11 protein-coding genes are annotated in these 15865 nt (G+C 41.0%); 2 read left to right on the forward strand and 9 right to left on the reverse strand.

Features of this window, described 5'->3' with window-relative positions; translation table 11 throughout:
• Positions 1-9: 9 nt before the first annotated feature.
• From dhbF to abaR, 5 genes are all read right to left on the reverse strand, one after another.
• Positions 10-3969 (reverse strand): non-ribosomal peptide synthetase, encoded by a 3960-nt coding sequence (dhbF, locus tag MKX14_RS14965; RefSeq protein ID WP_046813540.1) that lies wholly within the window; start codon positions 3967-3969, stop codon positions 10-12.
• Entirely contained in the window at positions 3966-4226 is a 261-nt protein-coding gene (locus MKX14_RS14970) for an acyl carrier protein (protein WP_001030690.1), read from the reverse strand. The genes dhbF and MKX14_RS14970 overlap by 4 nt, the downstream gene beginning before the upstream one ends.
• On the reverse strand, positions 4223-5998 hold the full coding sequence (locus tag MKX14_RS14975) for an acyl-CoA dehydrogenase (RefSeq protein WP_240282902.1): 1776 nt from the start codon (positions 5996-5998) through the stop codon (positions 4223-4225). The genes MKX14_RS14970 and MKX14_RS14975 overlap by 4 nt, the downstream gene beginning before the upstream one ends.
• Positions 5999-6049: 51 nt before the next feature.
• Positions 6050-7939: a fatty acyl-AMP ligase gene (locus tag MKX14_RS14980; RefSeq protein ID WP_240282817.1), complete on the reverse strand. Its 1890-nt coding sequence runs from the start codon at positions 7937-7939 to the stop codon at positions 6050-6052.
• Between the two features lie 819 nt (positions 7940-8758).
• Positions 8759-9475 carry a LuxR family transcriptional regulator AbaR gene (gene abaR / locus MKX14_RS14985; protein WP_046813537.1) on the reverse strand — a complete coding sequence of 239 codons (717 nt, stop codon included), beginning with the start codon at positions 9473-9475 and terminating at the stop codon, positions 8759-8761.
• Between the two features lie 818 nt (positions 9476-10293).
• On the opposite strand from abaR, the gene MKX14_RS14990 reads away from it, so the two are divergent.
• Both MKX14_RS14990 and abaI read left to right on the forward strand, forming a co-directional pair.
• The gene (locus MKX14_RS14990; RefSeq protein WP_046813275.1) at positions 10294-10710 is read left to right on the forward strand and encodes a DUF4902 domain-containing protein; all 417 of its coding nucleotides are present in this window, start codon (positions 10294-10296) and stop codon (positions 10708-10710) included.
• Between the two features lie 63 nt (positions 10711-10773).
• Positions 10774-11340 (forward strand): acyl-homoserine-lactone synthase AbaI, encoded by a 567-nt coding sequence (gene abaI, locus MKX14_RS14995; protein WP_240282819.1) that lies wholly within the window; start codon positions 10774-10776, stop codon positions 11338-11340.
• A 90-nt stretch (positions 11341-11430) separates the two neighbouring features.
• Here the strand turns inward: abaI and shiA are convergent, their stop codons facing one another.
• From shiA to MKX14_RS15015, 4 genes are all read right to left on the reverse strand, one after another.
• Positions 11431-12783 carry an MFS transporter gene (gene shiA / locus MKX14_RS15000; protein ID WP_240282820.1) on the reverse strand — a complete coding sequence of 451 codons (1353 nt, stop codon included), beginning with the start codon at positions 12781-12783 and terminating at the stop codon, positions 11431-11433.
• Between the two features lie 120 nt (positions 12784-12903).
• Positions 12904-13929, reverse strand: a complete 1026-nt coding sequence (gene hibcH, locus MKX14_RS15005; RefSeq protein ID WP_032012778.1) for an enoyl-CoA hydratase/isomerase family protein — start codon at positions 13927-13929, stop codon at positions 12904-12906.
• A 12-nt stretch (positions 13930-13941) separates the two neighbouring features.
• Entirely contained in the window at positions 13942-14715 is a 774-nt protein-coding gene (locus MKX14_RS15010; RefSeq protein ID WP_031959470.1) for an enoyl-CoA hydratase, read from the reverse strand.
• 21 nt (positions 14716-14736) lie between these two features.
• Positions 14737-15864 (reverse strand): acyl-CoA dehydrogenase family protein, encoded by a 1128-nt coding sequence (locus tag MKX14_RS15015; RefSeq protein ID WP_046813270.1) that lies wholly within the window; start codon positions 15862-15864, stop codon positions 14737-14739.
• Position 15865: the final 1 nt, after the last annotated feature.

A 15865-nucleotide genomic window follows, 5' to 3' on the forward strand; every position in this document is an offset into this window, starting at 1 on the left:
TTGTATTTCTTATGCAGGAATTGGATACATCTGATCAATGGTCTGGGCCACAGCCACGACATTCTCAGCGTACATAATTGATGAATGGTCACCAGGCAAATCCACTTGTGTAAATGTTTCTTTGACCAGTTGATCCCAACCCAAGCTTTCCCCAAAGTCTTCCAGTTCATCTTTTGCCTTAACCAAAAGGATTGGAAAATCTTCAGGGTCTGGGAAATAGGTCTGGAGTGCGATGCCATTCGCTAAATAGGTATCAAAGTAAAGTCGGAAATCTGATGGATCTGCATCGAGAGGCAGAACATTGATGGCCTTAGCTTCTTTAAGTACATGATCAAACATTTGATCTGGACTCAATTCACGCAAGTATTGCGCTGGGATCGTCAACTTTTTGCCATAAGGTGCAGCCAAATCACGGGCAAACCAAGACAAAAGCATGGCATCGTCGGCATCTTCAGGCACATTTTCTGGAATTGGAGCACGAGTATCGATCATGACAATACCTGTGACCTGTTGCCCCATTTGACGCAACTGACGACTGATCTCGTAGGCAATCGCCCCACCGAAACACCAGCCACCAAGAAAATAAGGTCCTTGAGGCTGCATCTTTTGCATTTCAGCAATATAGAGCGTCGCCATTTCTTCAATCGCCACTTCAGCAGCATCGGCTTCAATCAGTCCAGGAGATTGAATAGCACGTAAGGTACGGTTCGGATTGAGGTGACGCGAAAGTTCCATATAACAGAAGGTACTGCCACCAATTGGATGGAACAGCCACAGCGGTTGTTCATAGGTTCCACGGCGTAGTTCAATTACGATAGATGGCTTAATTTCTTTATTTTCGCGAATGATTTCACCCAAACTCGCCACAGTGGAATATTGTGCCAACAAAGCAACTGACAGTTCGGTACCGAAAGCCTTTTTAAGATGGTTGACAAGCTTCACAGCTAATAAAGAATGCCCACCTAATTCAAAGAAATCATCGTGTATACCAACTCGCTTGACCGACAAGATCTGTTCAAAGGTAGTACACAGCTCGATTTCGATCGGATCACGCGGTGCAACATAATCATTGCTCTGCTCAAAGATCGGCTCAGGAAATGCCTTACGATCCAACTTATTGTTGGCCGTCATTGGAAATTCATCCAATCGGATAAACGCACTTGGCACCATATAAGCTGGAAGATGGATTTGTAGGGTCTTTTTTAAACCAGCAATATCAAGCTCTTGTCCAGTTACATACGCCACCAGTTTCTGGTCGCTGTCAGCTGCGGTCTTAACTAGCACTACTGCATCTGTGATACCGTCGATTTGTTTGAGAACATTCTCGATTTCACCCAGTTCAATACGGAATCCGCGGATCTTGACCTGAAAGTCTAAACGTCCATGATGAGTCAAACGTCCATCTGTACGCAGGCAGACTTTATCCCCTGTACGGTAGAGTCGACCAGTATTTGGTAGAGATGGCAATGTTCTAAATTGTGCATCTGTCAGTTCAGGTCGATGCCAGTAATCAACTGCCAGACCATCACCGCCAATCCAAAGCTCACCCATAACGCCTGGTGGAACTAAACGCTGCTGCTCATCAAGAACATAAAGCTGGGTATTCGCCAGTGGTTCACCTAAATCAATACACTTTGCATCAGTGATACGAGCCGCACTAGACCACACTGTAGTTTCGGTCGGACCATAGACATTCCATAGACAACCAACTTTACCCAGCAGTTTTTCTGCCAGAATAGTATCTAACGCTTCGCCTCCACAGAGTGCTGTCAATCCCGCATTGCCGCTCCATTCGCTGTCTAGGAGCATTTTCCAAGAAGCGGGTGTAGCCTGCATAACATTGATAGACTTAGCATTTAGATAATCTACGAGTTGATTGCCGTCTTGTGATACTTCACGTGGACAAACATGCACCACACCGCCGTACATCAGCGGAATGAGTAATTCAAGAATCGAAATATCAAATGCATAAGTGGTGATTGCTAACAACTGAGTTTCAGTCGTTACTTGCAATCTATCATTCATAGATAGCAAGAAATTGATGATTGAAGGATGCCCAATACGTACACCTTTAGGCTTACCTGTCGAGCCTGATGTGTACATCACATAAGCAATGTCACCAAAAGCAAGCGTCTCGCGCACTTTCTCAAGTGCGACAACACCAGCTTGATTGATATCTAAGCGAGGCACAGAACTGTTAAGAGCATCCATTAACTCGGTTTGAGTCAAGATGACTTTAGGTTCGGCATCTTCAATGATGTTTTGTAGACGTTCAGTTGGGAAGTTAGGATCCAGTGGCACATAAGCTGCCCCTGCCGCCCAGATCCCAAGGATTGCTGCTGGCAGTAACGCTGTGCGGTCTAACATGAGACCTACACGATCGCCACGTGTAATACCGTGTGCACGTAAATATTCAGCAATACCAGCAATATGTTGACCTAACTCACGGTAGCTAACCGCATGATCGTTCGAGGTCAAAGCATAATGATCACCGCGCTCATCAATCTGCTTTAAAATCATTGCGAATAGATCATGCTGAGCATAATCAGTCGCCTTTCCACGGAGGGCCTCGAACTGAATACCATCTTTATAATCAGGTGCGATATTTAACTCAACGATCTTACGTTCAGGATGAGCCACCATCTCTGCTAGTACAGCTTGCAGCAGCTGCACCATATTTTCGGCAGACTGCGCAGAAAACAACTCAGTGTTATATTTCAATACTCCAACAAGTTCACCCTGATATTCACCGCCCATTTCTAGCGTAATATCCAACTGTCCTTCTTGCTGACGAACTGGAAAACTTCCTAACGTCAGATCTTGACCAACCAAAGTAGCTGGGGTCTGAATTGGCAGAAGTAGTTCTTTAAACTCATCCATACCACCGAGACGTTCCCAGAACATTCCTACCTGAGCCAATGGGTTAATACTGCCATCACGTTTTGGCGAGACCGCCTCAACTACTCTAGAAAAAGCAACTTTTTGATGCTTAAGGCTCTGTCTTAATTGTTCCTGAACTTGCTGTGTAAATTGACGTAAAGTCAAATCAGCATCGATGTCCATCTGGATAGCTATTGTGTTGACGAATTGCCCCAATGCATTACGCAAAGAGCGTTCAAGTCGACCAGCTACAGGTGTGGCAATCACTAGATTATTTTCATTAGAGAGTTTGTGCAGCAGGATATAGAAACCAGATAGCACAAGTCCGAACAATGTGATCTCATAATCTTTCGCCAAGTTTACAAGACCAGATGACACTGATTCAGGTACACGGAAAGCCAGTGAGCTACCCTTATGCTGCTGTACAGCTGGACGAGGATAATCAAGTGGAATGCTATGCACATGTGGTGCATGCTTCAGTGCATTTTTCCAGAAAATTAAACTTTCATCAGTATCATCGATTACGCTGCTCTGCTGCTTATCGGCATACTGTGCAAACTCAATTCCGTTCACTGTATCCGACTCTGCAACAAGTCCAAAACGTTTACTAATATCTCGCAGCAACAGACCAATTGACCAAAAATCCATGAGCGCATGATGAATCACAACGGCAATCACATAGTGATTTTGTCCACGCTCATAACAATGAACACGCCACAATGGTGGCTGAGTCAGGTCAAATGGCTGCTTAGTATCTTGCTCAACCAATTGCGTCAAATCAGAAGCTTCAATATGACGAGCATCAGAAAAGATGATATTCGGATAGACGCGATCCCAGATGAGTTGCTCAATTCCCTGATCATTGGCAGGCATGCTGACACGCAACAGCGGATAATCATGCATGACCGCTTCCAGAATCTCCATCGGCTTGTTGCCTAATGGTTGATTGACCTTCACATCAAAGGCCACCACCATATTGTAGGCACTGCAAGTTGGCTCAAGACGCTGGATGTACCAAATACCAAGCTGTTCCGCAGAAATCGCATGACGCGACAGAACTTCCGGTTCTAGTCGTGCAAGGTTGTTCATGAAGCAACTCCCTGTTGCAACTCAGAAACAAGATATTCAGCCAAAGCATTGATTGTTGGGTAATCCCATAAGAGGGTCGGCTCAAGCTCCAGTTTTGTCAGATCTTCTAAATCCCCAGATACAGACAAAGCAACGATCGAATCAAGACCATAACTGGTAAATTTTTGATCTGGATCAATCGTCTCAGGCTCTACACGCATTTCTTTAGCTACTAGCGTGCGAATAATTGCGCTCCAATAAGCTTTATCTTTATTCATGGGGTAATTTCCTCTTTAACCGGTTTGGCATCACGTGGTGCCAGTGCAAAATCGATGACAGATAACATATGGTTGGTTGAAATTCGGTCTAGCAAATCTGCCAATGTGCTTTCACGTAATGACGTCATTGGAGGAGCTGTCTGTCCTTCAGCGGCATTTAAGAAAATGATCAGCCATGCACCATCCTGTAAAGCAGGTCTTAAGCCCTGACGGTTAAAGACCCAGAAACCCAGCACAGCAATGCGAGCAAATAACTCGGCATAGCTACGGGCAAGGCTAAAGCGCAACGTTTCAAACTCTTTACTCTGCTCAGAATTTGAGAAGTAATCCTGAATTTTTTGATCTAAAGAATGCTGTTCAACCAGAAGTTGGTTTGCTTGTTCCCGTAGCGTGGTGAGTGTCTCAGCAGACAACCCTGCTGTAATATCGGCATCGTTGAGCATTTCGATGATTGTTCCTAGTGATTCCATCACCAAGTCACCATCTCGGTTGAAAATTTCAAGCTCGCGGAAATCAATAGCACCGGTCTCTACCTGCAAGTCATATAACTGGCGATAGCGTGCTTTAGCTTCGGCTTGGTTGAGATGGTCGGCTTTTTTGCTACGACCTTTATTGGCTGATTTGAGCTGGAAACTCAGACTGTCTAGACAAACGGTGCTACTCCCGTCAAACACACTAACAATCAGATGGTCTCTGAATGCTTTCTGGTACATTCCATCTGCATATGCATTTCTTAAGAAGAAACGTGACCCAAGTACTGAAGAAGTGATCTTGGCAAGCGACTCTACATACTCAGGCACCAGCACCTTGACGATTGGCGACCATGTACTGAACTGATTAATACAAACGTGTAATCCGCGTGCGCCAACAAGTGATAACACCTCAGCCGCTAAAAGGTAGGCATAGGCTGTAGCGAGCTGCTCACGCACTAATGGAATACTGATTACTTTTTTGTTATATAACTCACGTTCAATGGCAAACTCAGTCGCGATTCGTAGCATCGTATCGCCAGCCCCCAGCGAGAAACTACTGCAATATGCACGCGTTACCTGTAGGGTTTTGAGTCCAAGTTCCAACCCTTGGCCCTCTTCACCGATCAAAGCATCTTTGTGAATTTCAGCATTGTTAAAGCCAATACCACTGATATCTAGCCCACGCATACCCACTGTTGGTAGTCGGTTCAGGCTATACGTTCCTTTAGAAGCCATATGACGCTTATCGAGCCAGAATGCACTTAGGCTACGTGGTCCACGATCATCCGATGTTTTAGCAATCAGACTTAAAGAGTCACCTAAAGTGGCACGATTGATTGACCATTTTTCGCCATTCAAAACATACTTGCTTTCAGTAGATTGTGCAGTTACTTCACTAGATAAAAGGTCGGCGCCATGGGCTTTCTCGCTATAAGCCAGCGCTGGAGCAGCACCACTCAAAATTCGACTAGCAATATTTTGGCATTGATTCGCATTACCGCCGATCCAGACAATCACGGACCAAGCATTCGTGCTATAAGTCGAATTGATGGTTAGATCTCGTCGTGCCAGCACGCGATGTAGATATAGCAATTCTTCACCAATTTCCATACGACCTCCAAGCTCTGAAGGTACATAGAAACGGTTCATACCTACCGCATTCAGAAAATCAACAGCACGCTGAGGGTACTGTTCTTTCTCATCACGTTCGATGGCAGCGGACCAAGAAAAGTCGTTGTTAGTATCATGTACGGAGCCTAAAATTTGCTCCAGACGAGCGGCAGATTGAAACTGCCGCAAATTGGATGTAAGTGACATGAATTTTCACTCAAATGATTAAAGGGTAAGGGTTTAAAACAAAGCACTTTTCAGACGATTAAAAATCAGCTTGCGCACTTCACGTTCCTTGATCATTGAGTTGAGTAGATTGGAGCTATAACGAATCAGCTGCCCCCGCTGCTCACGATCACGGATGACTTCTAAACCGTTCTTGACATAGTTTCGAGCAATCACCGTTCTACGGTTTGGATGGGTTAAACAGACCAATTGACCGCGTTCGATCTGCTCTTTAATTTTTCTTCTTCTAATTTTGCCGCTCGTGGTCTTATTTATTCGGCCTTGATGCAGTAAAAAGACACCTTCTACAGGCAAGCCAATCTCAGCTGTCACTTGTTCCTTGACCTGAGTTCTAATAGCTTCAAAATTGACAGTCTTATCTAGTGATTTCTTTTTGATCTCAAGTACAACCGTAACACCGTCAGAATCAGCAACATTCACTGCTGCAACACAACCTTTACGAACAGCAGGATGCGCCATTTCAACAGAGCACTCGATATCTTGTGGGTAATAGTTCTTGCCACGAATAATAATCACATCCTTAAGACGACCAGTCACATAAAGGTCTCCATCTTTGATAAAGCCCATATCGCCCGTTCTTAAGTAATGTATTTGGCTAGGCTGACCCGCTTCATCGACAATAGTCGCCGCAAAAGTTTCCTGATTGACCTCTGGCTTCTGCCAGTAACCTGCTGTCACACTCTCACCTGCCAACCAGATTTCACCGACTTCATGAGCAGCGACTTCTTGATGGGTATGTGGATTGACGATACGGCAATCGATGTGTGCAGAGATCTTGCCACAGCTCACCACTTGTACAGCATTCTGGTCTTGACTGCTTTGTACCAAGTGGGCATTTAATTTGTCACGATCAAGTGAAATTGCATTGAGAGGACCGGTTACACCACTGACTAAGAGCGTGACTTCTGCCAAGCCATAACATGGCAAGAAAGTATCCAGTTTCAATTTCGATTGAGTATTAAACTTCTCCATGAAGCGCTGCATAACGTGAGCTTTGATTGGCTCAGCACCGTTAAACATTACACGAACGCGACTCAGATCAAGCGCTGCAGCATCCTCATCAGAGATACGATGCAAACACAATTCATAGGCAAAGTTTGGTCCACCACTGATCGTGACACCTTTCTCACTAATGAATTGTAGCCATTTCAGCGGTTTTCGAACGAAGTCCAGCGGCGACATAACATAACAAGTTAGCCCCACATAAACGGTCTGTAAAACTGAGCCAATTAATCCCATGTCGTGATAAACAGGAAGCCATGTCAGGCCAATATCATCCGGCTGCGTACAAAAGGCTTCGGCAATCATGACTTCATTTGCCATAATATTCTTATGGGTAACGATCACCCCTTTAGGCCAACCTGTTGATCCCGAAGTATATTGCAGGAAGCAGATATCTTGTTCTGCAATAAGCGGAAAATCCTTTTCTACCAAATCACGCTGCAATTGGGCATCAACGGCATGTAATATTAAGCTTTCATTTTGAGCCTTTAATGTGATCAGACCTGATAGCTCAAGAATCTTTTTTGTTGTGAGTACTATCTTTGGCTCACAGTCATTCATAATATTCAAAATATTAGAAAAACCATTACGATTAAACGGTAAGCTGACTGGTACTGCGATAATTTTGGCTTTCAGACAAGCAAAAAAGGATACGATAAAGTCTAGGCCAGGTTCAAATAGCAATACTGCACGATCGCCACTGTCTACAAGGTTTAGTAATATCTGAGCTTGGTGTTGAACTCGCTTATTGAGTTCCGCATACGTCAGAGATTGAATACCACCAGATTGACGTCCTAAATACTCGAAAGCGGTCTTAGCTCCATTTAATTTCGCGTGGGATTCCAAAGTTGCAATGATATTATCCGTACACATTACAGCCATAACTTACTCCGATTAATTATAATTAACCCTTAAAAAAACCTGCTATTTCAGAAATTCAACTTCTAGCTGGGGGTTTAATAAAAATGAATATACTTTTTTGTTTAAAATATAAATTCACATTATATTTTATGTGTGGGTGTTTTTTATTACACCTGTAAGTATTTACAGGTTAAGCAACTTTTATTTAAAATTAAGATATTAAATCACTTTTATAATTATTTTTTATTCAGTTATAGACTACAAATTTTTGTAATTAATTAAATTTAAAAACTCATTCTGATAGTCTCGATCTAGAAACCCTTAAGTAAAGCTTTTGAAGATTTTCTAATCTAAAAAATACTTATTTAGTTCTAATTTTTCTTTTATAGGTCCTTAAATTTAGGTTCTTATCTGAGATAACATTTATAATTTCTATGATTAAATTTAATATAATTCAGAACTATATTCACTCCACCATCCTTTACATTCAAGGGTAAGAATTGAGTTAATCATATTTAACTAACAATTAAAGATTCAAAATTAGGTATCATCCAAGAGTTATAAGTTAATTTCTTAAATCTATAAACTTCACTTTAAGATTGTGTAAAAATATTAAAAAATTAAATCAAAATTAAAAACAGTATTAATAATATATATTTTAATCACAATAAATATTGCATTTTAAATCAAAATAAAACAATAATTTAAATTTAATTAAACTATAGATAGCTTAAATAAAAATTAAATTATTTATATTTATTAAAATAAATATTATTTTTAACGTTTGGTTTAAAATGCAAACAAAATATATTTATTCAAATTCATATTATAAACTTGGTTTTACAAAAGGCCTAGCATTACAGCTCTGATAGCTGCTGATATTTTATTATTTACATTTAACTTTTGCATTGAGTTACAGAGATGGAAATTTACTGTTCTTTCAGTTACTCCGAGAATCTGGGCAATCTCAGCTGACGTTTTACCCTCAGCTGTCCAACGTAGCACCTCCTTTTCACGGTTTGTTAAATAAAGATTAAACTGAGAGAACTCGACATCATTCACAATTTTAGCAATGCTGGAATGTACTATTTGGGTCAACCAGTACATATTTGTATATTGTGCCTTTTGCTCTTTCTCCGACAATTGGTCACTGGATCTTGCGAGTGTTAACATTCCTCTGGTCCCAATAAAATCACGGCTTGACTGAGCCCAACCCACATTAAGGCCATAAGAACGTGCCTCCTCCCAGAAATCTTTTTCTTCTTGTGTCTTTGCAGATTGGCTCGACCAGACAAGAGGTTGAAGTGATACCATACAATGCTGCACAGTTGGGTCAACCTTGACATACTGTTGTTCTACATAACGCTTTTGCCATGCTTCTGGGTAATTATTCAACATAATCGTTTTTGGTTCAGCAATGGATAATGGCGACTGCATACCATAAGCACAATAATCAAAGCCAAGCTTTGAAGCTGTAGATTTAACGATCTCAAATAACTGGTATTCATCTTGTACGACCAGAAATGCTGATAATAAATCCTCTTGCCAACTGTCCATTTGCTCTCATTAGACTCCGACCAAAAATCATTTTTTGTTCATTTACATTTTATAAATCCAAGCGATCAAATTGAAGTATAGGCCTTGTCTTTTACCCTTATTTCAATAAAGCGATCCGAGAATCTAAAAGATTTTGAGGTTGCTCAGATATTTCACCACCTATTCCTCTTTTATTGATTTCTCAATTATAGATTTTGAATTCATCATTCAATTAACAACACTTTTAAGCCTAAATGGTTGCAAATTATTCAGATAAACTAAATTTCTGAAAGCTTTTAAAGTTGTTATATTTCAGGTGCAAATTATGCTTGAAAAAAAAATTTTACAGGATGCATTTTATTCCAAAAAATAATTATTTTTAAATTGATAAAAGTAGCCTAGCATTTATTCTTGATATTATATTTTTTGTTAATTTAATTAAATAATAACTTCCCATAACAACGAAGTTATGTAATTTTACCATTTATTATATATATAAACTAAAAAAATCTACAATAATTCAAAAAATCAACTAATTAGATTATATTTTGTATTATCAACAATTATCCTTTCAATAATGAGAACAAGTGCACTATATAAATTTCATGATCGGTTGTGCTATTTATTAAGTTTCAAGAAGTTATTTCTCACCAAAAATCTAAATTCATTTTATTATCATATAAGTAAATCTTAATATCCCAATATCTCTCTAATAAGATCAGCTTAACGATGTTGGTCATAAAATTGCCTTCAACCTGTTAAACATAACAGTATTTTATTGGCAATAATTTATGTTATTTATCCATTGAACCCCAATTCAAGTCACTTGAACAGGTAGCATGGTCACCATCCCCCCTCATTTCTCAATATCAGCAGATGGTTTTATTCGAATGAATGAGAACCAGCTTATGAACTATCCACTCCAACACCTCATATCTATTGTTGAAACAACACAAATCAAAGATTCTCAAATTCTCTATTATGGTTTTACTGAATGGGCAACCTCACTGACCCCAGCTTTAAGTACGGGATGGGATTGGGAATTTATTGAGTACAATGGCATCACAAGTATAAAAAGAATTGGACTGCCTCGAAGCAATATTATGCTTGTAGATGCATCAGGTACAGATATTGGATTTGAAGTTACTGAAACACTAATTGAAAAGAAAATCGATACTTTGTTCTGGGAACAGTTCATTTATGCTCAAATCAATACAACCCAAACAATGGCTAAATTAACTCCATATTTCTCTTAGAAACCTGTAAATTCTTACAGTTACCGCTTCCTCACCTGTTAAGTAAAGTCACTTGAAAAATAAGTGGAAGCACTTGTAATGAATGTTATTGCTGGATTTCAAAATAATTTTTCAGAAGGCCTATATACTAAATTTAAAAATTACCGCTATAAGGTATTTGTTGAATATTTAGGTTGGGAGTTGAACTGTCCTAATAATGAAGAACTAGATCAGTTTGACAAAGTCGATACTGCCTATGTCGTCGCTCAAGATAGAGAATCAAATATTATTGGTTGTGCCAGATTACTACCGACTACTCAACCTTATTTACTTGGTGAGATATTTCCTCAATTACTTAATGGAATGCCTATTCCTTGCTCACCAGAAATTTGGGAGTTATCAAGATTCTCAGCAGTAGATTTCTCGAATCCGCCGTCTTCAGCTAGTCAAGCTGTGTCATCGCCCGTCTCTATTGCAATTCTGCAAGAATCTATCAACTTTGCAAGAGAACAAGGCGCAAAACAACTCATTACCACCTCTCCTCTGGGGGTAGAGCGGTTATTACGTGCTGCGGGTTTTCGAGCTCATCGTGCAGGCCCACCCATGGTTATTGATGGATATGCAATGTTTGCATGCTTGATTGATATTTAATTTCTTATTTGGGACTCATACATATTTTTGGCATGAGTCCCAATTTTTATATAGTTAGGTAGCAATACGATTAAGAAACATTAATAGCTATTAATCAATTTTGGTTTTTAAATTTAAATTCGACTTTTTATAATAAGCTTCATCCGTTTTAACACTCCAATCACGCGGCATAAATGACGTCGATATAATTGCGACTACAGCCATACTTCCAATATAAAGCATAATTAAATATGGATTACCCTGCCCGACACTCAACAATTTAGTAGCAATCATTGGTGCTAAACCGCCACCTAATACGCCAGCCAACTGTACCGAAATCGAGATTCCGCTATAACGAATTTCCGCTGGAAATTGACGTGCAAAAAGCTGAGCTTGCGGCGCATACATAATTGGGAACACAACGCCAATCGCTAAAACAATTGCTGTCCACACTAATACCGGATCTTTTGTGTTGAGCATGGTAAAAAATGGATAGCAGTAAAGCGCCAGTATGCATAGGCCAAACATAAACATATTGCGTTGGCCGACTTTATCCGACAAATGTCCGCATAAAGGTGTCATAAATAGAATGACTATTGCACCGCAAATGGTAGCAAACAAAATGTCTTGGCGTGGGATTCCAAGTTGTGCAGTGGTATAAGCCAACGTAAAGGTTGAGGCAATATAGAACCATGCATTTTCAGCAGCGCGCGCCAAAATAATAGTGATGAGTTGCTTCGGATGATTTTTAAAAACCTGTAAAGCAGGAACTTTGACTTCTTCAGACTGCTGTTTTACTTTTTCGAAATCTGGTGACTCTGGCACTTTTACTCGAATATACCAACCCACTGCCAGTAAAATAATGCTGGCAAGAAATGGTAAACGCCACCCCCAGCTAAACAGCGCTTCTTCAGGTAATAACGACACCAGCCCTAGCGCGATTGAGGCGAGCATTAAGCCACCACCTGTACTGGCTTGGGGCAAGCTTCCCCAGAACCCTTTACCGCCTTCGGGTGCATGTTCAACAGCCATGAGCACAGCACCGCCCCATTCACCGCCCATTGCCATCCCCTGAATAAATCGCAAGACAACCAAGCCAATCGCAGCCCAATATCCAATTGATTCATAAGTCGGTAATAAGCCAATCATTACGGTTGGGATCCCCATGAGCATCAAGGTCAATAGCAACATCGATTTACGGCCAATCTTGTCACCAAAATGACCAAAGACTAAACCGCCTAATGGTCTCCCAATAAACCCAACAGCATAGGTTGCGAATGCGGCAAGCACACCCGTAAGTGCATCCAGATTTGGGAAAAATAGCTTATTAAAAATGAGCGCTGCCGCCGCACCATAAATAAAAAAGTCATACCACTCAATGGTGGTGCCGACCATGCTAGAGATGCCTGCTAATCGATGTGACGACTTTTTAGTATTTGAACCGTTTCCATGTATTGATTGCATCGTAATATCCTTTTTAGATTTTCTTGTTTTATCTTTTTTATGCTTATGACCAACCCTGACCATAAGCATTTTCAGGTCTCGCTTTATCTCCTTAAGCTTTTTAGAGTTGCGTAATAAGGCTTAGCTCAATTTTTCTAAAATTGGCTCAAATTTCGAATTACGTTCTTGCCACTGTGGTTGTTTGTCTTTATCGACAATGAGAGCGCGGACACCTTCAATAAAGTCACCATGCTCAAACCAGATATCCTGTAAATCACGTTCAAGCTGCATGCACTGAGGTAAAGAGAGACCTCGACCTAAATGTTGCAGTTTTAAACTGGTTTGTTTGGCAATAAATGAGCGCTGCTGCAAAATGCTGAGCATCTTGCTTGCCCAAGTCTTTAAGCTTTCATCTTGTTCATTTTCAAGACTTTGCTCGATTTCATCTAAATGCTGATATCCGAAGTGTTTACGAATACCTTCAGCCAATTGTTTTAATTCGCTTTCGGCAGGGCGAGTAATAAATCGGGTAATGATGCGTTCAATTCCCTCTTTGCTTAAACTTGGCGCTTCAACCAGAGCATCTTGCAAAGCTTGTAACTGCTCACTTGGCACATGGTAGTCAATTAAGTCGAGATAGAGCGCATCGCTGCTGCTGATCTGCTCACCCGTAATTGCCATATAAACACCAATATCATCAAGACGAGACAGGAAATGCGTTGCGCCAACGTCTGGAAAAAAGCCAATCGCTGTTTCAGGCATAGCAAATCTGGACTTTTCACTGCTCACCACAATGTGACAAGCTTGAGCCAAGCCAAATCCGCCACCTAAAACATAGCCATCAAGCACAACAATGATTGGCTTTTCATATTCACGCAGTATATTTAGCATTTTATATTCGGCGCTAAAGTAGCCTTTGTAGTCGGCCGTGCCATTTTTATAACTGTCATAGAGATAGCGGATATCTCCACCTGCACAGAAGGCTTTTGGACTATTTGACTTAATTAATACTGCCTGAACCGCAGCATCATTTCGCCACAGTTCCAATTGGGCACCAATACTTTTAATCATATCTAGCGACAATGCGTTGAGATGAGTCACTCGATCTAAGGTAATCATGCCCAACTTACCTTGTTGCTCAATCATTAAGTGATTTTCTGTATTCATTTTATTGATCTCTTATTGATTTTTAAAATTTGGTTTTCGTTTTTCAACGAACGCCTGCATTCCTTCTTTTTGGTCAAATGTTGCAAATATTGAATGGAACATACGTCTTTCAAAACGTAAGCCTTCAGTAAGGTTCACCTCAAAAGCACGGTTAATGGTTTCTTTGAGCATCATGTTTGCAGTTAAAGATCGTGCTGCGATTTTTTCAGCGGCTTGCAAGGTTTGTTCAAGTAATTCTTCTTTAGTAAACACACGTGCGACTAAACCACTTTGTTCTGCTTCTACAGCGCCCATTTGACGAGCGGTAAGGCACATTTCCATTGCTTTGGCTTTACCAATCGCATGAGTTAAGCGTTGTGTGCCACCAATACCGGGAATTACGCCTAAAGTCACTTCGGGTAAACCAAACTTGGCGTTATCAGCACAATAGATAAAGTCACACATGAGCGCCAATTCACAGCCACCACCTAATGCATAGCCACTCACCGCAGCAATTAGAGGTTTACGGCGCTGTGCAATACGGTCTGCAAGATGAAAAAAATCATCTAAATAAATATCAGGGAATGCCAAATCAGCCATTTCTTTAATATCGGCACCTGCGGCAAAAGCCTTTTCAGAACCTGCCAATACGATGCAACCAATTTCGCGGTCTTTTTCGAGCTGATCTAATGCCTGATTAATTTCACTAATTAATTCACTGTTTAAAGCATTGAGCGCTTGAGGGCGATTTAATGTAATCAGTCCAACCCCATTACGCTTTTCTAATAAAATACTTTGCCACTGCATTATTTATTCCTTGTTCTGATTTTATAGACTACGTGCAATCACTAAACGTTGGATATCACTTGTGCCTTCGTAAATTTGACAAATACGCGCATCACGATAAATACGTTCAATTGGGAAATCTCTGAGATAGCCATAGCCACCAAACACTTGTAGCGCACTCGAGCACACACGCTCAGTCATTTCTGAAGCAAATAACTTGGCCATTGAAGCTTCGTTGAGACACGGTTGACCTGCTTCTTTTAAACGCGCAGCGTAGTGAACCAGTTGTCTCGCTGCTTCAATTTCAGTTGCCATGCTGGCAAGGCGAAACGCGATGGTTTGATGCTCAAAAATTGGTTTCCCAAAAGTAATACGCTCTTTGGCATAACGAGTCGCTTCTTCGAGCGCCGCACGTGCTAGACCGACTGCTTGTGCAGCAATACCAATACGGCCACCTTCTAAATTGGCGAGAGCAATTTTCAGGCCTTCGCCTTCTTTACCCAGCATTAAGCTTTTATGGATACGTACATCTGTCAGAGCAATCTGACAGGTATCTGAAGCATGCAGACCCAGTTTTTCTTCAACACGAATCACTTCATAGCCTGACGTTTCGCGTGGGACTAAAAAGGCACTAATACCTTTTTTGCCCGCGCTCGGATCGGTCACGGCAAACACAATAATGACACCTGCATTATCACCAGAGGTAATAAACTGCTTTGCACCATTTAAGATGTAATCATCGCCATCTTTCACCGCTCGGGTTTTAATGGCTCCCGCATCTGAGCCAGTATGTGGTTCGGTTAAAGCAAAAGCACCGATCATTTCACCTTGCGCCAGAGGTTTTAAAAAGCGCTCTTTTTGCTCGTCAGTACCAAATTTTAAAATAGGCACACAGCCAACCGAGTTATGTACGCTCATGATGGTTGAGGTTGCGCCATCTGCTGCTGCAACTTCTTCAAGTGCCAGTACATAGGCTAAGTTACCCGTGTCTGAACCGCCCCATTGCTCTGAAACAAGCATACCCATAAAACCGAGTTGCCCCATTTGAGCCAAGGTTTCTTTTGGGAAAGTTCCATCTCGATCCCAATCGCTGGCATTAGGCTTAATTTGTTCTTGGGCGAAACTTTTCGCCATATCACGAATGAGTAATTGTTCTTCGGTAAATTGCATT

The organism is Acinetobacter pittii, from assembly GCF_022449185.1.
Lineage (GTDB): Bacteria > Pseudomonadota > Gammaproteobacteria > Pseudomonadales > Moraxellaceae > Acinetobacter > Acinetobacter pittii_I.